General features: G+C 57.3%; 18 protein-coding genes and 2 pseudogenes. 4 read left to right on the top strand and 16 right to left on the bottom strand.

Annotated elements, in window-relative coordinates; all coding sequences use genetic code 11:
- Positions 1-17 precede the first annotated feature (17 nt).
- Positions 18-1,000: pseudogene (locus tag CVM73_RS18560) on the bottom strand (IS630 family transposase); the annotation flags it as partial.
- Between CVM73_RS18560 and CVM73_RS18555 the strand changes: the two are divergent.
- The gene (locus tag CVM73_RS18555) at positions 999-1,298 is read left to right on the top strand and encodes a LexA family protein (RefSeq protein ID WP_347338458.1); all 300 of its coding nucleotides are present in this window, start codon (positions 999-1,001) and stop codon (positions 1,296-1,298) included. The pseudogene CVM73_RS18560 and the gene CVM73_RS18555 sit on opposite strands and share 2 nt — an antisense overlap.
- Here CVM73_RS18555 and CVM73_RS40375 read toward each other — a convergent pair.
- Positions 1,225-1,752 (bottom strand): hypothetical protein, encoded by a 528-nt coding sequence (locus tag CVM73_RS40375; protein ID WP_167406910.1) that lies wholly within the window; start codon positions 1,750-1,752, stop codon positions 1,225-1,227. The genes CVM73_RS18555 and CVM73_RS40375 overlap by 74 nt on opposite strands.
- A 575-nt stretch (positions 1,753-2,327) precedes the next feature.
- On the opposite strand from CVM73_RS40375, the gene CVM73_RS18545 reads away from it, so the two are divergent.
- Positions 2,328-2,837, top strand: a complete 510-nt coding sequence (locus tag CVM73_RS18545) for a hypothetical protein (protein ID WP_100233364.1) — start codon at positions 2,328-2,330, stop codon at positions 2,835-2,837.
- Positions 2,838-3,159: 322 nt separating this feature from the next.
- On the opposite strand, the gene CVM73_RS18535 is transcribed toward CVM73_RS18545, so the two are convergent.
- The 6 genes and pseudogenes from CVM73_RS18535 to CVM73_RS41755 form a co-directional block, all read right to left on the bottom strand.
- Positions 3,160-3,786 (bottom strand): hypothetical protein, encoded by a 627-nt coding sequence (locus CVM73_RS18535; protein WP_146006609.1) that lies wholly within the window; start codon positions 3,784-3,786, stop codon positions 3,160-3,162.
- A 602-nt stretch (positions 3,787-4,388) separates the two neighbouring features.
- Positions 4,389-5,462 carry a DUF2939 domain-containing protein gene (locus CVM73_RS18530; RefSeq protein WP_100233362.1) on the bottom strand — a complete coding sequence of 358 codons (1,074 nt, stop codon included), beginning with the start codon at positions 5,460-5,462 and terminating at the stop codon, positions 4,389-4,391.
- 97 nt (positions 5,463-5,559) lie between these two features.
- Complete coding sequence (locus tag CVM73_RS40370; RefSeq protein ID WP_167406916.1) at positions 5,560-5,733, bottom strand: hypothetical protein; 174 nt, start codon at positions 5,731-5,733, stop codon at positions 5,560-5,562.
- 168 nt (positions 5,734-5,901) lie between these two features.
- Positions 5,902-6,399, bottom strand: coding sequence for a thermonuclease family protein (locus CVM73_RS18520; protein ID WP_100233422.1), 498 nt, complete (start codon positions 6,397-6,399; stop codon positions 5,902-5,904).
- Positions 6,400-6,552: 153 nt separating this feature from the next.
- Positions 6,553-6,816, bottom strand: coding sequence for a tetratricopeptide repeat protein (locus CVM73_RS40990; protein ID WP_245452334.1), 264 nt, complete (start codon positions 6,814-6,816; stop codon positions 6,553-6,555).
- A gap of 225 nt (positions 6,817-7,041) precedes the next feature.
- Positions 7,042-7,197 (bottom strand): annotated as a pseudogene (locus CVM73_RS41755) (DUF4236 domain-containing protein); the annotation flags it as partial.
- 638 nt (positions 7,198-7,835) lie between these two features.
- Here CVM73_RS41755 and CVM73_RS18510 point away from each other — a divergent pair.
- Both CVM73_RS18510 and CVM73_RS18505 read left to right on the top strand, forming a co-directional pair.
- Entirely contained in the window at positions 7,836-8,405 is a 570-nt protein-coding gene (locus tag CVM73_RS18510) for a DUF2130 domain-containing protein (RefSeq protein WP_245452333.1), read from the top strand.
- An 808-nt stretch (positions 8,406-9,213) separates the two neighbouring features.
- Positions 9,214-9,765 carry a hypothetical protein gene (locus CVM73_RS18505; RefSeq protein ID WP_167406915.1) on the top strand — a complete coding sequence of 184 codons (552 nt, stop codon included), beginning with the start codon at positions 9,214-9,216 and terminating at the stop codon, positions 9,763-9,765.
- A gap of 4 nt (positions 9,766-9,769) precedes the next feature.
- Here CVM73_RS18505 and CVM73_RS18500 read toward each other — a convergent pair whose 3' ends face one another.
- The 8 genes from CVM73_RS18500 to CVM73_RS18465 all read right to left on the bottom strand — a co-directional run bounded on the left by CVM73_RS18500 (position 9,770) and on the right by CVM73_RS18465 (position 18,507).
- Positions 9,770-11,524: a phosphoenolpyruvate hydrolase family protein gene (locus tag CVM73_RS18500; protein ID WP_245452332.1), complete on the bottom strand. Its 1,755-nt coding sequence runs from the start codon at positions 11,522-11,524 to the stop codon at positions 9,770-9,772.
- Positions 11,525-11,581: 57 nt separating this feature from the next.
- Positions 11,582-12,694: an ABC transporter ATP-binding protein gene (locus CVM73_RS18495; protein WP_100233358.1), complete on the bottom strand. Its 1,113-nt coding sequence runs from the start codon at positions 12,692-12,694 to the stop codon at positions 11,582-11,584.
- Positions 12,694-13,521: an HAD-IIA family hydrolase gene (locus CVM73_RS18490; protein ID WP_100233357.1), complete on the bottom strand. Its 828-nt coding sequence runs from the start codon at positions 13,519-13,521 to the stop codon at positions 12,694-12,696. The genes CVM73_RS18495 and CVM73_RS18490 overlap by 1 nt, the downstream gene beginning before the upstream one ends.
- Positions 13,514-14,284 carry an SDR family NAD(P)-dependent oxidoreductase gene (locus CVM73_RS18485; protein ID WP_100233356.1) on the bottom strand — a complete coding sequence of 257 codons (771 nt, stop codon included), beginning with the start codon at positions 14,282-14,284 and terminating at the stop codon, positions 13,514-13,516. The genes CVM73_RS18490 and CVM73_RS18485 overlap by 8 nt, the downstream gene beginning before the upstream one ends.
- Positions 14,281-15,204 (bottom strand): ribokinase, encoded by a 924-nt coding sequence (locus CVM73_RS18480; protein WP_245452347.1) that lies wholly within the window; start codon positions 15,202-15,204, stop codon positions 14,281-14,283. Before CVM73_RS18480 ends, CVM73_RS18485 begins: the two co-directional genes overlap by 4 nt.
- Before the next feature lie 14 nt (positions 15,205-15,218).
- A complete protein-coding gene (locus tag CVM73_RS18475) occupies positions 15,219-16,079 on the bottom strand; it encodes a carbohydrate ABC transporter permease (protein ID WP_100233421.1) in 861 nt (286 codons plus the stop codon).
- An 11-nt stretch (positions 16,080-16,090) separates the two neighbouring features.
- Positions 16,091-17,053: a carbohydrate ABC transporter permease gene (locus CVM73_RS18470; protein WP_100233354.1), complete on the bottom strand. Its 963-nt coding sequence runs from the start codon at positions 17,051-17,053 to the stop codon at positions 16,091-16,093.
- 68 nt (positions 17,054-17,121) lie between these two features.
- Positions 17,122-18,507 (bottom strand): ABC transporter substrate-binding protein, encoded by a 1,386-nt coding sequence (locus CVM73_RS18465; RefSeq protein ID WP_100233353.1) that lies wholly within the window; start codon positions 18,505-18,507, stop codon positions 17,122-17,124.
- Positions 18,508-20,105 lie beyond the last annotated feature (1,598 nt).

Here is a 20,105-nt window from a genome sequence, read left to right as displayed (position 1 = left end):
CAAACTCGCACTTTCGCTCGCTTGGGGTTGTCGATCCTGCGGGCGAGGCACTGTCCCCGCAAGACGCCAATCTCTCAACCATGTTGAGCCAGCTTGCGTGCTTGGGGTGTAGTGGAACTCGATCAGCCGCAGGATGCGCCGCCTCAGCAGGCAGGAACGTCTGATACAGGGCGCCGGCGGAGTGGGTCGATAAATTATCCTGCACGACGCGGATGATCTCGGCATCGGGATAATGGATGTCGACGAGGTCGCGCATGCATTGGGCATAGTCTTTTGCCGTTCGCCGCTCGGTGAGCTTGACCTTCCGCCAGGGGCGATGCACGTCGAGGAGAACGAACAGATTGACCGTCCCATTGCGACGGTATTCGTAGTCGTAACGTTCGGGCCGGCCCGGCCTTGGCGGAATTGGCTGACGGACCTCGCCGATGAGCTGCACGGGGCTTTCGTCGAAGCACACCACCGGCCTGCCCGGATCGGGTGCCTCGGCATAGAGATCGAGCACGTCCTTCATTCGGGCGACGTACTCACCATCGACCTGCGGAATGCACCACATGTCCTTGCGCCAGGGTTTGAGGTCATTCTCCGCCAGACGTCGCCGGACCGTCTCGCGCGACAGGCTTTTGCGCTCGGTGAGCTTGACGAGTGCACCCGCCAGCAGATCGAGCGTCCAGCGGGTACGCCCCCTTGGAGGGGCCGCACAGGCGGTCGCCACCAGCAGAGCTTCTTCCTTGCCCGTGAGCTTGCGTTCCGCCCCGGGCCGCAGCTCCTCGCTCAGCGCCCGTTCCAGATTGCCTTCAATGAAGCGGCGCTTGGTCCGGTACACGGTCGAGCCGCCCACGCCGACGCTCCTGGCGATCTCCTCGTCACCGACCCCGGCATCGGCAGCCAGCAAAATCTGGGCGCGCTTGAGCTTGCGGGCCGCATGCTTGCCGCCGGTGAGCAGCGCCTTGAGTTCGCCGCGCTCGACTTGGCTGAGTTCGATCCGATAGCGTACATTCATGCCTGCCTCCCTGAGAGGCACGCACGAACAACTGAATCGGATGGCCGGCGTGAGTCTTTCGACAAAAACCTTCACGCCCAAACAGGGTCAATACCTCGCCTTCATCCACCTCTATACGAGACTGCATCGAAGGCCTCCGGCGGAAGCCGATATGCAGGAATATTTCCGCGTCAGCCCGCCTTCGGTTCACCAAATGGTACGATCGCTCGAGACCGAAGGCCTTATCAAAAGGTTGCCAAGGACAGCTCGCAGTATCGAACTCCTCGTTGATCCCAAGACTCTGCCGGAGCTAATCTGACCGACTGACCCAACCGGTCAAAATCACTGTGACAAGCCACTAGTGGGGTTGGCGCTCGGGGGGGGCGATATTGACCGGACTTAATCAAATTGTGTGCCTCACACGTTGGGCATTTCAAAACGTGCCCCGCGTGCATGCTGTAGTGATCCAAAACAGAGATTTTTCCCTGTTGAAAGTAGTTGGCGCAAATATAATGTGGTGGTTCGCCGCCGCTCATCTCCGCCTTTGGCATGTAGGCACGAGCACCGCCGCCGACGTCCACCATTTTATAGCGTAGCTTTTTTGTTTCCCACGCTTCGGCTGCGGCCAGTCTTTCTTCGAGTTCGCGCACTTTCTCAATCAGCGCCGCTCGCTCCTCATTTGCAGCGAACAACCCACTCGGGGCTTCCAAGATAGTTCCCTGTAGTTCGATAACCTCCGCTTGAACCAGCGACCAGTCGCGCAAGTCTTTCATCGCTTTCGTTATGTCTACGGCGACCCTTAGCTAAGAAACCGCGCCAGCATTTGCACTCATGTCCGGCATGAAATAACACCTCCGCAAATACGAAGAAAGTTTATACGTGCAGCCCGTTCCTCCCAATGGCAGCGCATAGGCCGTCGTCCGGTCTTCCTTGTTCGCGCCACGCATCACGATTTAGGGCGCATCATCTGGCAGCCGCCTTTACAGCGCCTTCGCCTCATCCCACGGCGCTCGCATCCATATATAGCGCTCTTCATCGGTCGTCAGGATTACCGGCGTCGCCTTCGGATCGGCTATATCACCACTTTCGGTATGCCGAGAGGAAATCATAGAACGGTCCCGGGATCGGTTCGGACTTGGTGCCATGCTCGCCATTGAACTCAGTCCAGATACCGGCGGACGCCGGAAGTGGGCCTCGTCGTTGCAGGGCGAACCATACGACACCCTACCGCGCAAGGGGCACCTCGCGCGGACGTGGCTCAACGTTCCTAATCCGCTCATTTTCTAAGCGACCCAATCAGCAACCCCAAGTATAATCACTGAAGAAAAGAAGATTAGAGGAGGAGCAAATGGAAATCGGATCGTACATCAGCGCGGCGGTCGCCGCTTGTAGTCTCACGTTGAACGGCTACCTCGCTTATCTTCTCCGTCACAAGCGTACACAGGTGTCGCGAGACGACGATATGCGGGTCCGCCTGTTCAAATTAAAGCTCGCTCTTGCTGACACGCGACTTGTAGACATAGCTCCGCACTACGAACAGTGGGAATACGGCTTCCAGAGCCTAAAAGAATTACGGACCGCCGCTGTGGACTGCAATAACCTTCTTCAGATAGCCCCAGATGGCGCCGTGTCTCGGGATGTTAGAGACGCCGTTCAGCAACTGGTCGATGACATTAAAAGTCTTTATGCATATCGCGATAGCTACAGGATTTTTTCCAATGGAAAGGTGATCACTTCGCAAGAGAAGCTATCAAAGTGGAAGGACTTTGAGGGCGCGAAACATGCGCTCTCGCTGCTACAAACAGATTATCGCAAGAACATTCCGATCATAAACTCTCATTTGACCAACCTACATTGATGCGCGCTCAGGGGATTTCACGGGGCGCTCGCATCCGATCCCGGTTGCGTGGATGCGAACTTCGCTCGTCTTCGTTGTCGCGTCATCGTGATGAACCCGGCGAGCAGAACCAGGTTCTTTTAGTTTCTCTTCTCGGGCGCATATTCGGGGCTGGTGAACGGCACGGGACGATGGTTCTCGGGCTTAAGCCAGCCGCGCCAATGCGGTGATAGCTCATGGCACGCCTGCGGTATTCGCAGCAAGCGGCTCATTAGACGATCCTTTCCTTCCTGTTCGGTCGTTGCAGGTGAAGGCTTCTCAAACTTCCGCCGGGCATGCCTTGTCAGGTTAGATTGTAATAGTTTGGCACCGGCTTTTCGCCGACGACAACTTCATACGCGGGGTAGCTATCAACGGCGAGCAATCTCACTCTCACGACGAGCAACTGTCGATAGCCAATGCGAATAAAGCCATCCTCAAGAACGTGGAGGTGCTTGTAGTCGCTCTGCGGCAAGCTGGGATCAATTTTGCCAATATAGTGAGACAGGTGCATCGGTCTTGCTCCGCGGATTGCACCAGTTAGAAAGGGGACGAATGAGCCAAGTCCGCGAACTGCTACCGCATAGGAGTGCGCAATCTTAGCCAAGAACCGCCCTAAATCTTCGGTCGTGAATGATTGCTTGCTGGTTCCGCCTACTAAAACGCTGCCGCCTGCCAGACCAAGAGCGCGACCTCGCTCCTGAAAGTCCTGCGGAACGTAGAGTTTTGGGCCTGCAATGATAAACTCATCATCGTCGTTCCGCAGCTCACCTCTCAAAATCCCCGCCCCGTCCAACAATTCATAGCCGACACATCCGCCCGGATGTTTATCCGGAGCGATATCGCTCTCGCTAAAAGCTTCCAGACTATCGTGAATTTCAATTGCTTGGCTCCGATCGTCTGGCAGCCCACGCTTCGAAAAGACTTTCAACGAGGCGTTCTTAGTTGGCTGTATTCCCGCGACATGACGCGCGGTACCAAATAGCCGATTGATTACGCGTCCCTCGAACGCATGTGTTTCTGATCCGCATCGAGCACAACTGGCCTTTCGGAACACTAGCCTGCCACGCAAACCTTTCGGGATGATGTGTTCTCGGTGCAAATCTGGATCGCCGGTTGACAGGCAATAGATGCATCGACCAGGCGGGTCGAACGTGTACTCCGGATTTCCGATCATCTTAATGTTGGGCCCTGCATTGCAAAGTCACCTAAGCGATGTGCACCTGAGTGGCGACGGAGCGAACGAGGGACGGTCAACCGCTAGTGATCGGAAGCAGTCGAACTTCCTGCGCGAGATGGGCTTCGCTGCCAGTACGTATGCAGTTGTAGTTCTGCGCAGAGCATCACAAACTCGCAGTCGCGTTTGTTGAGGCCCGCAGCGCTGGCTGCAACCGGCAGTAGCAACGATAGCAAAACGATGTACGTCATGGCTGCTCCCGAGCACAATCTCCGCATGTGCTCACGTCGATGTCGCGGCCATGTCGTCCTCTGCTACCTAGCCGGGGCCTTGTTTCATCCGCGCCGGATCAAGCGCTATCGAGAGAGCTGCTCCGTACTGCCGTCAGCAAACAGTAGTTTCCTCGGGACAAACCTGATCTTCAGGTTATCAAAGGATGCGCTTCGAAGGCGTTGATGAGAGTCGATAAACTGGTTGTACTTGAGCTTTCCGTTCCAAACCAAAGTCGCGCCGACACGTACTGGTTCATTGATTGCGAGAAACGACGAGTGAATTTCGTTATCCAACAGATCGGTAAAAGTGAGGGTGCCATCAAAGGCTCGAAGGTCCCGTTGACCGACGTTCTCGATCGCCAACGAAAATGTAACATCATCTTCAAAATCGCTGTTTGTGGGGTCTGAGTTCTTGAACCCTTTGCGGGTCAAAGAGACTTTGAATGGCGATGGAATTGACGACGACGCCGGTGCGCTATTCGCCATAGCGGGAGTGGACCCAGCGATCCTGCTTGAGGCTGCCACTGGACTTGAGGAGGATGGCTTTTTGTCAAGCGTGTTTGCAAATACGCCCTTTGGAAGCACCAAACGGTTTAAGCGCCAACTCCCGTCCCATCGAAACAAAATGACAAACGGCTCTTCATTCAACTTCTCGTTTCTTAGCTGCACCTTGAAAGTGAAAGGCCCGCCGTCGAAGAAAGCATATTGAACACGAGAGAGATCGAACCCGCTTCTATTTTTGTCTCCGGGGGTAGTGTCACCGGCGCTGCTTTGCTTTCCTTGGCCAACGAGGTTGGCCATCCCCTGCGGAGTTATGTACCCATCGATCATCTGATTGATGATGGCGGGCGCGAGAGCCGCAACAAGTCCCGAGGCTGTAGGGGATGATCCTGTACGAGATGCGTTTTGCAGGACCATCGCATTGAGGTCGGCTCGTAGACTTTGTCGGAGATGCTCCCAATCAACTCGGCTCTCAATCGCGTCCGCGTTGCCGTCTCTCATCGCAACGGCCAAATTGTAGGCAACATGATAAGGCCATGCGATCCAAAATAGGACGAACGAAAATAGCGAGAGAGAGATTGCGGTCTTCCTCCCGAAATGTGCAAATGCGATGAGAGCCACGATAGCGAAAAAGATAATTGGGATTAGCCAGTCCAAATTACCCTCCGTCCAATGTACGTCAGATTGGAACTAGTCATCTGGGCAGGTACGGCTGGGCTTCTGGGGGAAAAAGCCAGCACAAGTCTCCTCCCAATTAGCGGTCCGGCTTGTGTGCTACTTCTCGCGCAGCCAAACCAAGCTCTACTTCCCGAAGCTGCTCAATCAGCAGTTCGACGATCTCCTCATAGTCGGATGGCGACAGCGATCTTATGCCGCGTGATGTCATCTGGTCTTGGAGAATAGCTGCCATCATGGCTTTGACGCTCATTGGCGCCCCGTCTGAAAATTGGATCGTCATAAAAACAATCTGAAGTAGATGCGAAACGGGAAAAATATGCAATGCCCGTAGAATTACGGGCAGTGAATGGCAACGCAGCATTGCGGCGCACAAGGCGCGCAAAGGCCCCAAATGCGGCTTGACTGATCTGCCGAGACGTTAGCGATCTGCCTTTTCGTCGTCTGAACATCCTTCTGGTCGCCCGCCGGCACGGATGCAGGCGCGATAAAGCCACGGGGCCACGAAACTACCCGACCATATTCCGCGACCGGCGCGTTCGGCTTCCCGCTGAGCCTCGCGATACTTGCCATTGGAGTAGCGCGGCCAATCGAGCGCGAACCCGTTGCGAACAAGCCAATCCGCCATGTCAATGCCAGCCACCGAGCACGTCGCCACAGTGCGCCCGTATTGATCCAGCTCCTTTGGTGCGCAATTCACTGGCTGTCGCGCAATGTAGGCGCTGAGAAGATTGGCTGCCTTCGCACCGCAGCGATACTGGAGGCTGTCATCGCCCCTGCATAACTGAGCGCTTTCTGGTGCATCAATGCCAGACAGCCGAATGCGAGCGCCGTGGATTTCGAGCGTATCGCCATCAATCACGCTCGCTTGACCGATCAAATCGGCTGCCAACGCCGAAACGATCAGTGCGAGGCTCATAAGAAATTGGGTCAATATCCTGACCAAGTTTCGTTGTATCGCGATTGCCAGTCCTCGACCTGCCATTGCGCTCGCTAATTTCCAGCAATGCGACAGACTGAAGCTAATTAAGCTGCGCGATAAGCGCGAGCAGGGCCGTCGATCTAAAAACGCTCAGTTCCTTGTCTTTTGCAGTTTCCGTATCTTGGCGGCGTAGACGGCACCGGTTTCGGCGTCAACTAGCTTCAAGACGCTGCGATAGTCACTGATCGCAGAAGCGGCATCACCCTTGTTCTCGTAAGCCGTACCGCGTCTTATGTAAGCAAAGGGATTATTTGGATCATCAGCTATCGCAGTCGTGAAATCCACAATGGCGGTGTCGAAGTCGCCATCATTAAGAGCGGCTAATCCCCTGGCATAGACAGAGAGCGCGGGCATCTGCGGAGCCAGATGATCCGGTCGTTGTAAGGCGGACGAAGAGGTCTGCGCCGCCGATTGCTGCGAGGATGGTGCTGTCTTGGTGTCGGACGCTGACGGCCCGAATGTAACGAACGCAAGATAAATGACGCCAAGCAATATGACCCAAGAGAGCCAAGTCCTTCGTCCCGTGGCAGCACCTCCGGTGATTTGGAGTGGAGTTGGTGCCGCTTCGGACCAAGACAAACCCGTCCCGGGTAAACTTGCCCCTACGCGTGCCCCTTTAGTGCCGACAGTATAGTGGAAGCCGCGACCGCCCATCGAAATACTGGTGCTTTTAAGTCCGATGTTCCATCGAACTCCGGGCAATAGCCGAATTGACCGTCGGAAGCGCAGACCCATTGTACCTTCACCCCCATGAAGGGATAATTACCCCAATCGTTGGTTGACTGCAACCAATAGGCGTGCCGCTTTGAACCACCTTCCGGATGGTATTGCCCCCGGCTAACGAAGACGGATGGGTCGTGCTGGCTGGGTTGGATCGGTAGAAAAGGCGCGCCATCCAACGATACTTGAAAAGAAGCTCCTGCCATTGTGCGAGCAGGTCCATTCCGGCGTGCTATCAAAGGAGGCGGCCTATCATCGGTTCTGCAAAGCTAAGCCGACTTGGAATTACTAATGCTTGTCTCGGCGCGCCGTTTTCGCCGGCATGGTCACGTCCTCCCACTGGCCTGCGAAGCGCTCACGGCCGTCGTGGTCGCGAAATTTCGCGCTGCGAGTGCGCTAAAGCTGACCTTGCGTGCCATGATGCTATGCCCCGTTCTCGCGATGTGTCGCGAATGTTCCCGCGAACACTAGAGGATGCGGGTGGCATTATGGGGCCAGAAGATTTGTTAGATCAACGGGTTGGACTTTCCGCAGGAGTGCGTGCGCGTCCACGGGCGCTATTATTTTCCCCTAGCGAGGGAAGGAAGGCGCGCGAGGCGGCTGCCGCTGAGCTACAAGCGAAGGAAGCGGAGGCTGCGGAGCTAAGGGCCAGCTTGGCCAACAACAACCTCAAGCTGGCCGAGACCCAGAAGCAACAAGCCGAGTTGATGCGACAGCAACGAGCGCTCGAAGAGGAAAAGCGGGAGCTCGACTTAACCATAGAAAAACGCGTGCACGCATCCATCGGGGAAATCCAGACTAAGGCAAGGCAGGATGCCGACGAAGCCGCGCGCTTGCGCGTTGCGGAAAAGGACCAAACAATCGAATCCATGGCCCGCACGATGGAAGAGTTGAAGCGCAAGGCCGAGCAAGGTTCGCAACAGTCGCAAGGTGAGGTTCTCGAACTTGAGCTGGAGGAGTTGCTCCGGGGAAGGTTTCACACAGATCTGATTGAGCCTGTCGGCAAGGGTGAGCGCGGTGCCGACGTGATGCAGCAGGTGAACGGCTCGATCAGTCAGCCCGCCGGCATCATCCTATGGGAGTCGAAGCGGACTAAGGCCTGGAGCGACGGCTGGGTTGCAAAACTTCGCGATGATCAACGCTGTGGCGCGGACGTGGCGCTTATCGTCTCACTGGCTCTACCGAAGCATGTAGAGCATTTCGATCTCATCGACGGCATCTGATGTGCGCTCCCGGTTGCAGTGGCTCTCCGCCAGGGACTTATCGACGTCAACGCACGGCGAAGGTCGGTTAACCCATTGAACTTACACACATGGTAGGCTCATTGGGGGATATTAGCGTCCGAGGTCCTTAGCCAGCCAAGAGCGTGCCGGGGCCTGCCGCATCATCGAAAGAATCGCTCGCGATGGAGCGACCTGACGGGGCCCTCTGCGTTTCGATGAAGGCGCCCGATGAGGTACAGCAGTTCCGAAACAAGGTGATTGAGCGCCACCGTGTGGATTGGAAGCCGCCTCCCATGAACCGACCGGGGCAAGCGTGGCTGGCGGATATTTGATGAATGTAGGCTCCGGCATGGTCGCGAGCCGTCCAATTCCGCGACACCAGTTTTCTCGCGCGGCGAGGCGCGGTCCGAGTCAAAAAGATGCCGCTGCCGGAGTTTCCAGCAGCGGCGCCAGTCAGGGAGGAAGCAGACGAGCCGGTCTGCTAGCGGATCCGTAGGGCGCAGATAGCTCGCCCGAATTTTTTACCCGAGACGCTTCACGGCCGTCTTTCACCGCGAGCCGAGCTCGCTCAGTACCCTGCAGCAAATCGCATCCGGCACTCAGGACGGCGCGGAGAGCCCAGTTAAGCAGCCAGGAGGAACGGCGCCGACCATTCCTTCCGATAACGATCGACGTCGTGGTCTAGACCTGGATGAAGCGGCGTGTAAGATCGGCGGAAGCATCAATTGGGTAGGGTTGGGTAGAAACCGTGAGAGCCAATGTTTTAGGTCGCCTTGCCGCAAGTCTCTCCTCGTCTCGCGGTGATCAGATGACGATCTATGCGCCGTCACTGCGGACCCTTCCACAGAACGCCATGCTAGTCATGGCCACGCTTCCCGTCATCGACTGGAACGACTGTCTCCTGCGGGACCTGCAAGCGGGACTCAAAGTGCCCCCTTCCTGCTATGCAGCGATCGTCATGATCGACCCGTTTGCATGCTGGGAAGATCTTGGTGATTTGTTGAAAGATGCAAGGATGACCGGAGTGACGAACTTTCCGCCGGCCTCCATGATTGAACGGACACCGGCAGGAGTGCCGCTAGATCGCGGTCAGGAACTTGAATTTCGCCGTATGGAGTGGTTTGCAAGCCGAGGGTTCAAAGTCCTGTTTGTCGCGGCGGACGAGGCAAAGATGACAGCAGCGGAGCAACGGCTAGGTTCGCAGCTGGATGGGTCCGTCTATCTGCGACCCGAGGCGCTTGCACTGCCGATTGGATCGGACATCGGGCTCGTAAGCCTTGGCTCTCATGGATCGTCGTCGGTACCGAAGTTCTCCCTGGAGCAGGCCGCCACGGCCAAGCAGCCGCTCCGACGGGCATGAGGCCTTATTCGAGGATCCGCAGTTTCTTGATTTTGTTGTAGAGGGTTTTGCGCGAAAGCCCGAGAGAGCGAGCAGTCTTGCCGCGGTGAAGCCGGTTTCTCTTCAGGCCCTCGATAATCCAGTCTCGCTCGGACAGCGTGGCCGCGGGCCGTGCGCCCGAAGGTGGCTCCAACAACGGCTTTAGCACCATTCCCGTGATGTGACTTGATGGCAGGGTCACGAGCTGGTTCACGATCTGCCGCAACTCGCGCAAATTGCCTGGCCAATCGTGCCCGGCGAGCGCAAGGAATGCAGAGTTTTCTATCGTGAGCGTCTGGGCGCTGGAATCTCCTTTGGCTTCGACGGTGAAGTGTTGAACGAGTTGCGGCAGATCTTCAAGCCTGTCGGGTAGCGAAGGTAACTGGACATCCAGCCCGGTAAAAAGGTCGAGAAGCCGCGCGCCCAGAACCGTTTCAAGCCCAGCGCCTCGGGCCACCGTCGCGGTCGCAATGATCCGGGCGTGGGAACGCATGACAGTGACCCCGTTCAGAGGGGTAAACCCGCCTGTCTCCAGGTAATCGGCGAGGCGTTCCTGGCCTTCGCGCGAAAGCTGGTCAACATGCAGCAGCAAGACGGTGCCGTCGCTCGACGCCTCCAGGAGCGACAATTGGCGTCTGCCACTCTCAAGGCGCTCGGCGCCGAAAAACGGGCCGAGTGTATCCATCGCCGGACCTGGTCGGCAATGAAACAGCGTTGCCTTGGCGTGCCTGCGGTCGCTGAACGCGTGAATGAGGTTTGCTATTCTACGCTTGCCGGAGCCGGCCTCTCCCCAGATGAGGACTGGGCTTGGGGTTGCGGCAAGGCGTTTGGTCATCTCCAGGACGCGCTTCATTGCCGAGGACTGCGCGATCACGCCGTGCCTGAAGCCACTCAACTGCAGCTTCCTTTCGAGCAGATCCACCTTCTCGCGCAACAGGTGGATGGTCTTGAAGCCCGACGTCACCTCGAGGACCGACATCTCCAGAGGCACGCGGTCTAGCGAAGAGCCTCCGATGAACCCCTGGATTCCGGTTTCGCGGCAGATGTCCAAGAGCTCGTCTGGCTTTGTGATCGGGCCGCCCCCAAGCAAGCAGATGGTGCTCTTGTTGACGGATTGAGCTACGCGCGCAACGGCATTCGTACGCGCTGCAAGTTCAGACATGCTGATCGACGGATCGGGCCCGCTTTCAACCGCGCGATTTAGATTGAAGTTGATGCAAATGGCCTCGGCGCCGGCTTCGACCATTCGACGCGCTTCAGATTGACTGCGCGTATAGGCAATCGTCATCAGGCCGCGTTTTGCAGCCTTCACAAGGAGCTCGATCTCTCGGGAATAGCCAAGGCCCGACTTCTCCAGCAACGACCTGCGGTCATCATCGATGTGTATGACCGAAGGGAAGTTGGTCACGCCAGCAAATCCCCATTTGATGATCCGGTCGAGCCATCGATCCAGATCAAGCTCGGGGTCGAATGTACAGGTGCCGAAGAAGACCGGCAGCTTCGTATTTGGCAGGATCTCGGTCCGTCCGAACCCCGCCACGAACTCGTTACTATTGCGGATTGGAAGAATGGAGGCGGGCGAGGCCCCGCCCATGGCACGAAAACGGCCAGCATTGAGTGCGAGCACAAAATCGGCGCCCGCCCGCTCCGCGGCCCTGGCCGTCATGCCCGATCCGATGCCGGCACCAAGGACAAACGAGCGGGAATTCCGGAAGAACTGCCTGATGCCTGCTCCCTTCACCTCAGTGGTCCGCGTGTCGATCCTGAGCCGGCATCATCGCACGGCTCGACGTCAAGACTAGCTCCAAGTCGCAGGTGCTTGCAACCGCCGTATCGCCTTTCCGTTGCTCATGAACAAGTGGCAATCGGCTGGAGCGGCGGTCAGGCCGAGCTTTCCGGCGCTTTTGCGCGAGCCGGATTTTGGGGCCCTGGCGACGACCGTTTCGTCTCCAACGTTGCCGTAGATGTACGTGACGCTACCGAGATGCTCAACGAAATCCACGTCGAGTCCAATGGAGATCTCCTGCTGGTTGGGTGCCGGCGAGGAGAAGTCATCGGGGCGGATTCCGACAGTGACCGGCTTACCAACTAGCATTTGGTCCGGCTGGACCGGAACGGAGATCGTAGAACCGGCCTCCAGTCGGACGTCAAGGCCATGCTCGTGAGCTGCCTCGACCTTGCCGCCCAGGAAGTTCATCTTCGGCGAGCCGATGAATCCTGCCACAAAGCGCGAGGCGGGATTGTGATATAGATCGTGGGGGCTGCCGACCTGTTCGATGTTGCCGTCCTTGAGGACGACGATCTTGTCTGCCATGGTCATCGCCTCGACCTGGTCATGCGTCACATAGATCATGGTATTTCCGAGCTGCTTGTGGAGCTTGGCGATTTGGACCCGCATTTGCACGCGCAACTCGGTGTCCAGGTTGGACAGGGGCTCATCGAACAGGAACACTTTTGGCTCGCGCATGATGGCGCGCCCGATTGCGACGCGCTGGCGTTGCCCGCCTGAAAGTTGTCGAGGCTTGCGATCCAATAGATGGTCGATCTGCAATAGCGACGCTGTTTTGGCTATCTTGGCGGCGATCTCGGCCTTCGAGGCTTTGGCCATGCGCAGGGGAAAGGCCAGGTTCTCTCTCACCGTCATATGCGGATAGAGAGCGTAACTCTGAAAGACCATGCCGAGGTTACGATCGGCCGCATCGATGTCGTTGACGAGCTCATTGTCGATGAGGAGCCGCCCACCGCTGATGGGCTCGAGCCCACCAATCATGCGCAGAAGGGTGGATTTGCCTGACCCGGACGGACCAACGAAGACGACAAATTCGCCGTGATCGATGGTCAGGTCGACATTACGCAGGATCTCGATGGTCCCGTAGGCCTTCCAGAGGCCCTCCAGGCGAACGTTGGCCATTATGCCCTCCTCTGTCGCGCCTGAGCCGCGCGAGCAGCACGTACCTCAATTTCGCGCAAGCTCGATACGATGAAGTCGGGGGCCATCAAGAGTGGATCCTGACGCATCGGCACGCCGGTTGTGACAAGCACCGTGGCAAGACCCGCCCTCTTTCCGGCTTGAATATCCGTAGGAACTTGGTCTCCGATCATAATGGTCGAAGCGCGTTTCGTGCCGAGGCGTGAGAGCGCTGTCTCGATCATCGGCACTTGCGGCTTTCCGGCGATCGAAGGCTGCACTTGCGTGGCGGCAGCCACAGCTGCAATCGTCGCGCCAGCCCCAGGTTCAAACCCGCTGGCCGTCGGCAGCAGGAGATCGGGATTGGTTCCGATGAAGACAGCGCCATTGAGGATCGCCTCAACGGCAATTCGCATCTTCTCGTGCGTGATATCCCGGTCAAGCCCCATCACAACGGCTTCGGGCGTTCGGTCAGTGACCTCCAGCCCAACATCGCGCATGGCCGTGACAAGCGAGGGAGCGCCGATGACATAGATTCGCGTCAACTGCGGATAATTCGCTCGAATGAGTTCTGCGGCGGTGATGGCACTTGTAACGACCTCTGACGGTGCGATGGAAAGACCAAATCCTCTCAGCTTGCGGACGACGTCCTCCGGGGTATGCGTGGAATTGTTCGTCACAAAACAGAACGGCAGGCCGGCTTTCTGCCATCGCGTAAATGCTTCTATGGCATCCGCCATTGCGGTGCTGCCACGATAGACGACGCCATCCAGATCGGAGATAATCCCTTCTATCGGCGGCCAGTTGACGTTGGAGCCGGTGCTAACCATTCATCAGCATCCCGCCGTTCACATGGACAATCTGTCCGGTCATGTAGGAAGCAGCGGGGCTCGCCAGGAACACCGCGAGCCCTGCGATATCTTCAGGCAATCCGACCCGGCCCAGCGGAATTCGGCCACTGTGGCGCGCTTCGGTCTCCTCCCGCGGACGCCCGTGCATGGGTGTATCGATAATCCCGGGTGCGATCGCGTTGACGTTGATCTTGAGCGGAGCACATTCATAAGCGAGCAGCTTTGTCACGTCGTGCACGATGGCCTTTGACAGGCAATAATCAGCGCCGCCCGCCTGGTAGTTGAAAACCGCGCCTTGAGATGACAACGAGGACCCGACATTGACGATGCGGCCGCCTTTGCTCTTCATGAAGCGCTCGATCGTTTGCTTGGCACAGCGAAGCACCGCGACGGAGTTGATCCGTATGGTTTTCTCGATTCTATCGGCATCGCCGGTTAGAAGCGGCTGAGCCGATTTAATTCCGGCGTTGTTGATCAGGACATCGAGCCTGCCGAAGCGCCTGGCGATCTCATCAAGCACCCTACCGACATCGTCTTCTCGAGACACGTCCATGCTCATGGGCAGGATGCCATTGCCGTGCGGCAAGCGCGTCAGAATGTCCCGGAGATTTTCTACATTTAGATCGGTTGCCAGGACGTTCGCACCGCCTTGACGGAAAGCATTGGCAATGGCTGAGCCAATGCCCCCACCCGCACCGGTCACGAGCACGGTCCTGTCTGCAACTGAGAACTTTTCGGTCATTCCAACTCCAAGATCGTTTGAGAATTCAGAAATTCGTCGACGGCCCAACCGCTGGGCATCGAGCTTTGGGCGCCGCGTCGCGTCACACATAACGCGGCAACCGCGAGCGCCTTTTTGATCGCTTCTCTTATCGGCAACCGGTGGGCAAGAGAAGCTGCGAAGGCTCCATTAAAGGCGTCGCCCGCCGCGGTCGTATCAACGACCTTCACAGGAAATGCCCGTAGCGCAAAAGACGCGCTGGCATCAGCGTAGTAGGCCCCCTGCGCACCAAGCGTGATCAGGGCGGCTCTTGGCCCGAGATCGAGAAGCTTTCCGGCCGCATGAGCGGCGCTGTCGAAGTCGTGCACCTCGACACCGGTGAGCTCGAAAGCTTCCGTCTGGTTTGGAGTGACGAAATCAACACTCCTCCACGCCGCCGCGGACAGGCCCGCCCTCACGGGGGCCGGATTGAAAATGAGATCGAAACCTTTGACGCTCTTCATTGCAAAGAGATGATTGAGCGCGGGGATCGGCATGCCCATCTCGGCGACGACGATTGCGTCCCGCTGAATGAATTCGGCCGCCTTTTCGACCATGCTTGGTGTGACATTTGCATTGGCGCCCGGGTCTATGACGATCATGTTGGAGCCGTCGTCACCGACAAGGACGAGAGCAGAACCCGATATCTCCCCTGGGCACACCGCTATGGCATCGAGACGGACGCCTGCCTCACGCAGCGCTTGCAGCAATGATCGACCGGCGTCGTCATCGCCAAGTCGGGTGTAGAAGCTCGGCCGAAGGCCCAATCGAGCGGCGGCGACCGCCTGATTGGCGCCCTTGCCTCCCGCATTCCGCTTCAAGCTTCCCATCAAGCTTTCACCCGGCATTGGAATCCGCTCGACGTTGAAGCAGAGGTCGAGATTTGTCGTGCCGAAGAACATCAATGGTCTGGGGCTCATTTCACGGCCCCGAAGGTAAGACCACGTTCGAGATGACGCTGGCCAAGGATGATCAGGACGACCGGCACAATCATGGTCACCACCAGACCCGCAGCCATCACCGGATAGAACTGAACGCCCGGATTGAGCAGCTTGAGCAGGGCGACGGTGACTGGTGCTTTCGTCGAACTGAGGATCAGGCCGAGCGCGAAGTTGTGCCACGCGAGCAGGAAGATAAGCAAAGAAGCGCCTATCAAGCCGGGCTTTAGAAGCGGAAGAACGATGTGCCAGACAACCCGGATTGGCTTTGCGCCATCCATGGCGGCCGCCTCCTCAATGTCCTTTGGGATGTCCTCGATATATGAACGGCTCAGCCAAATGATCATTGGCAGCGTGACGACTTGATAGACCCAGATCATACCGAAATAGGTGTCGTAAAGGCCGACTGCCTGAAACACGCTGAACAGCGGTATGACGACAAGTAGAGCCGGCGCGAAGCGGAAGCCCAGAATGAAGAATGCGATGTCCTCCTTCATTGGGATATCACGCCTTGCCAGGACGTAGCCTGCCGGTATCCCGGCAACGAGCGATACGAGCACCGCACCAAGCGAGATCACGACGCTATTAGTGACCGGGGTCAGGAAATCAACCTTGATGGTGCCGTAGCTTGTTGCCCCGGCCTGGGCGGCATCGAACAAAACGCGGAAGTTTTCAAATGTTGGAGTGAAGATAAAGCGCGGCGGCCAGGTCATGACCTCGGCCTGCTGCTTCAGCGACATCATCACGATCCAGACCAACGGAAATGTCAGGATCAGCGTACAAGCAACAACCAGCAGATTAAGGAACAAGCTTGCAGGCGTTGAGCGACTGAAACGCATGTCAGCCTCCTCTAGCTTACGCGGTGCCGGACCAACCGCCACAATCTCACCATGACAAAGGTCCCGAGAAGCACGATCATCCAATTGACAACCATGAGCGCGGCACCACGCCCGAAGGCGAGATTTTGAAAGGCCGTGATGTAGGCGCGAACCGAGAGCACGGAAGTACTGTCACCCGGCCCCCCCTGGGTTGTTCCGAAGATGATATCAAACTGATTGAGCGATTCGATCAGCCGAAACACCGCGGCGATCAGGATGTACGGTGCAATGAGCGGAAGCTCGATATGGAGGAACGTTGCCCAACCCCGCGCGCCATTGACCCGCGCGGCTTCTCTGACCTCATCGTTGATGCCCTGCAAGCCGGCGAAGATGATTAGCGCAAAAAATGGTGTGTAAGTCCATATGTCGATGAGAACCAGCGAGCACATCGCCGTGCTGGCATCCGAAATCCATGCGAACCGACCGATCCCAATGAGCGAAAGCAAATAGTTCAGGATCCCATTCTGCGGATCCATCATTGTGGTCCACATCAAAGCGACGCTCATTGGCGGCAGAACCAGGGGAAGGAGAATGACGGGCCGCATCAGCCGGGCAAGGAACACCCCACTTGCGAATAGTTTGGCGAGCGCAAGGCCAAAGAACGCTTCGGCGAGCACGGCGGAGCAGGCATACGCCATAGTTGCCCGCACGCTATTCCAGAAATCTTGGCTCTTGATTGCCACTTCATAGTTGGTGAATCCAATGAACCGAACCACGGGACGGCCAAACTTGAGATCGGTCAGTGATTGAAAGACCCCATAGAAAAACAGAAAAAGAAATCCAAGCAGGATGATGATTGCGGGGGCAATCGCCGCGAGGCTCAACCAGTCAAGAGCATTCTGCTCGGCCTTTTGCGCCTGCTCGTTTTTGGACGAGGCCAGCTGGTCTGCCGATGATTGTAGCGTCACGATTGCGTCGATGCCTTGAAGGTCCATCGCTCACTTCTCAAAAGATACTCGGGCGTGGTTGGGGCGACAAACCCTTATGCCGCCCCCCGACCGCCTTACATGGAGGAGCGGATCTCGGAGGCGAGGTCGGTCAACGTCGCCTTCACGTCCGCGCCGTTGACCATTTTCTGCATGGCAATTGCCCAGGCGTTCATTGCCTCGGCAAATCCTGCGCGCGGCGTAAAGGCCAATGCAGCCCTGTCCTGCACGATTTTGAAGGTATCCACGAAGTTCGTGAATTCCGGTTTAGCCGCGTAGTCGAGCCAAACCTTGTCGCTCCAGGTGGAGGCGCGCGGAGAGTTGACGAGCTTCCCGGCGACGGCACCGTTGAGCTCGACCTGCTTTGACGTCGCCCACTGGATGAACAGCCAGGCTGCTCCCTTTTTCTGAGAGGCCGCATTCATGGCGAGGGACCAGATCCAGATGTTCGATTCGAAATTCTTGCCGTTTGGAGCGCGCAGAGGGGGAGCGAATGCAATCTTGCCCGAAGCGGGCTTGCCGGCGACATCGTTCCAGAACCCGAACATGTTGGAATCGATCGCCATCGCTGTCCGACCCGAATTGATGCCATCGACCACCTGATACCAGTTGTCGTTGGCAAAGGATGGAGCCGCGCACTTCTTGATCATCTCCACATAATCCTTGTGGAAGGCGACCGACTCAGGCGAATCGAGACCAGTTTCTAATTTGCCGTCCTTAACCACGAAGTCGTGCACACCGTAAGACTTTGCAATCGAGATTGCGGCCGTGTGGATGCTGCTCCAAAAGCGGACTCCCCGCACGCCCAGAGGTGTGATCGCCGGATCCGCAGATTTCAGCTTCTCGCAAGCCGCGGACATCTCCGACGGGGTTGTCGGAACCTTGATACCGTGCTTGTCCAGAATGTCCTTACGGTAGAATAATTGGATGTTTTCGAACCCGTGCGGGATAGCCCACACCTGACCCCGGCCCGCTTCGATTTGCCCGCCATTGACTTGCCACGTCAGCGCGTCACGCAATGCGGGGAAGAAGTCCTTGTAATCATAGCTTGCCGAGGTGAGCTTGGGGTTGTTCAGATAGCGGTCGAGCGGCTCGAGTAGTTGACTGGGCGCGAGATCCCAAGCCGGCTGAATCCCCGTGCCGACGACGTCCCACGAGGGCGACTTCGTGCTCAGCTGGATTGTCAGCTTATTCCAGTAGGCGTCGTCCGGATAAAGCTCGGGCGTCACTTTGATGCCTGTCAACTTCTCGAACTCAGGCAGCTGTGCTGCAACGGCGTCAGCATATGGATGGATGTCGTAAGCCCACACGATCGAAGAGCCCTCGAACTGGCGCCAGTTGATATCCTCCGCTTTCGCCCGGACGAAAGATGCGGTCGCACCGGCCAAGAGCGTTGAGCAAATCAGAGCGGTTTTGACGAAATGAGCCGAATGGCCGCGCAAAGCGCCTGGCGTCCTTGGCATTAGTCCCTCCTCTGGGCTCTTTGGCCCGCAATTCACGTGCCCCTTCCCTTCCAGGGCCGCGAGTGTTGGAAACGCTAACCGCCATTTTCCGCCCATATGCACCCATTCAGATCGAAGTTGGGTAACATTGGGTAAGTCAAGAAAAGCAGCATCACATGAGCGCCGTAGCGGGAGATGATCAATGCCGGCGCATGTTCAGGCCCCGCGAAGCCACCGTCCAAAGGAGTATCGATCCTGGCCAAGTGCTCGCGCTTTTGCATCAGTAACTGGTTCAAATGCTCTATTGATCCCGCCGCTCGTCATAGACGCGTCTTGAGTGGCAGCCTCAATAGAGACGACAACTCGCTGCAGAATAACGACAGATGGTCGCAACCTTTCGCAATCTCCCATCGCACCGACGATCTGGTCGCTCGATTGGCCGAACGGCGGTGCGATAAGCGCTGCGCCCGCAGCGTGGGGAAGTGTCTGATCTGCTTTCCTCGAAGCAACAGCTCTGCAGGACGGTGTGCAGATGGATTTTGCAAGCGTTCCAGCAGTCGCGCGGCGCAGGACGCCCTTTTCGAGCACCCCCGCCTTCAGCCATTTGTCAATAATCAGGTTTTCTGCCCAATCAGCGACAGCCCCTTCTTCGAATTTCTAACGGGGCGCGCGCACGCCCTGCACATTCATGCTGCGCTGCATGCGGCGTTTCGATGGGACAAGGTGCGGCGTTTCACCAGGGATGTTGTATGACAACACAGGATCAAGAGGTTTCTCACCTTAACCAGCCATCTCTCTGTTAGCATCCTTGCGTGCTGCCAAGCAGCTGAATGACCATGCCGCACGCGTGAACATCACACCGTTTACCGCCCAGGAATCAAGGCAATGACCGCACGGTGCGATGCGCTCGAAGGGCGCTTCGGAAAAGAAATGCACAACGAATATGGCTGGGCCTAGGTAGCTCTCAAAAATACCAAGCCCAACTTCGCGCAGATTGAAAAAGCCGCGTCCCTTGACCATTGCGGGCACGGTAGCATAGCAAAAGACAACTATGCGCCTGGGGCGGCGCGGCGCCGCGCAATACGAGCATGGCTGGCGCGCGCAACCATCTGGATAGCGATAAGGATGGCCGCGTTCTCCATGCTCGAGATTGGATGAGCGTTGTTTTCACTATAAACGGCCAAGTCTACCTCGACGCCAAACCCAGGGACAGCAACCGTCTGACGCAACTTTCTGATGCCACTCACAGTTCGAGAGCAGATGAAGCACTCGCCGTCATATAAAATTCGGAATGGGATTCGTTGCTCGCGCATCATCACCGGCCTTGATGACTCATGGGAACTTTGGACGCCCGCGCTGCGTTCGCGCCTCGGTATCATCGCTACACGCCGCGCGAAAACATCATTGCTCTCACGATATTAGCGCGATTCGCGCGCTATGATCGTTTGGTCAGCAGCTTCAGATTGCAGGATTTCAGCAGATTAGCCTGTAGTTTTGTCCAATTCCGTCCCGTCCGGAGGCTTTGTCGTGCAGTTAAAGCCGGCGAAGGACCTCCTCTCGCGAACTGGCGCACCGCTGAGTGCCGTCTAGCCGCGCGCGAGATCGCGCGCAACTACAAG

The organism is Bradyrhizobium forestalis (assembly GCF_002795245.1).
Lineage (GTDB): Bacteria > Pseudomonadota > Alphaproteobacteria > Rhizobiales > Xanthobacteraceae > Bradyrhizobium > Bradyrhizobium forestalis.
This window is presented reverse-complemented; position numbering and strand designations above follow the sequence as displayed.

Bases quoted from the DNA above. Each gene is read 5' to 3' on its own strand.
- CVM73_RS40375 (WP_167406910.1), bottom strand. From the start codon at position 1,752: ATGAAAGACTTGCGCGACTGGTCGCTGGTTCAAGCGGAGGTTATCGAA.
- CVM73_RS40990 (WP_245452334.1), bottom strand. From the start codon at position 6,816: ATGCCCGCGCTCTCTGTCTATGCCAGGGGATTAGCCGCTCTTAATGAT.
- CVM73_RS18480 (WP_245452347.1), bottom strand. From the start codon at position 15,204: ATGTTCTTCGGCACGACAAATCTCGACCTCTGCTTCAACGTCGAGCGG.
- CVM73_RS18465 (WP_100233353.1), bottom strand. From the start codon at position 18,507: ATGCCAAGGACGCCAGGCGCTTTGCGCGGCCATTCGGCTCATTTCGTC.
- CVM73_RS18490 (WP_100233357.1), bottom strand. From the start codon at position 13,521: ATGGTTAGCACCGGCTCCAACGTCAACTGGCCGCCGATAGAAGGGATT.
- CVM73_RS40370 (WP_167406916.1), bottom strand. From the start codon at position 5,733: ATGAGCGTCAAAGCCATGATGGCAGCTATTCTCCAAGACCAGATGACA.
- CVM73_RS18495 (WP_100233358.1), bottom strand. From the start codon at position 12,694: ATGGCCAACGTTCGCCTGGAGGGCCTCTGGAAGGCCTACGGGACCATC.
- CVM73_RS18505 (WP_167406915.1), top strand. From the start codon at position 9,214: ATGACGATCTATGCGCCGTCACTGCGGACCCTTCCACAGAACGCCATG.
- CVM73_RS18485 (WP_100233356.1), bottom strand. From the start codon at position 14,284: ATGACCGAAAAGTTCTCAGTTGCAGACAGGACCGTGCTCGTGACCGGT.
- CVM73_RS18475 (WP_100233421.1), bottom strand. From the start codon at position 16,079: ATGCGTTTCAGTCGCTCAACGCCTGCAAGCTTGTTCCTTAATCTGCTG.
- CVM73_RS18545 (WP_100233364.1), top strand. From the start codon at position 2,328: ATGGAAATCGGATCGTACATCAGCGCGGCGGTCGCCGCTTGTAGTCTC.
- CVM73_RS18470 (WP_100233354.1), bottom strand. From the start codon at position 17,053: ATGGACCTTCAAGGCATCGACGCAATCGTGACGCTACAATCATCGGCA.
- CVM73_RS18520 (WP_100233422.1), bottom strand. From the start codon at position 6,399: ATGAGCCTCGCACTGATCGTTTCGGCGTTGGCAGCCGATTTGATCGGT.
- CVM73_RS18555 (WP_347338458.1), top strand. From the start codon at position 999: ATGCCTGCCTCCCTGAGAGGCACGCACGAACAACTGAATCGGATGGCC.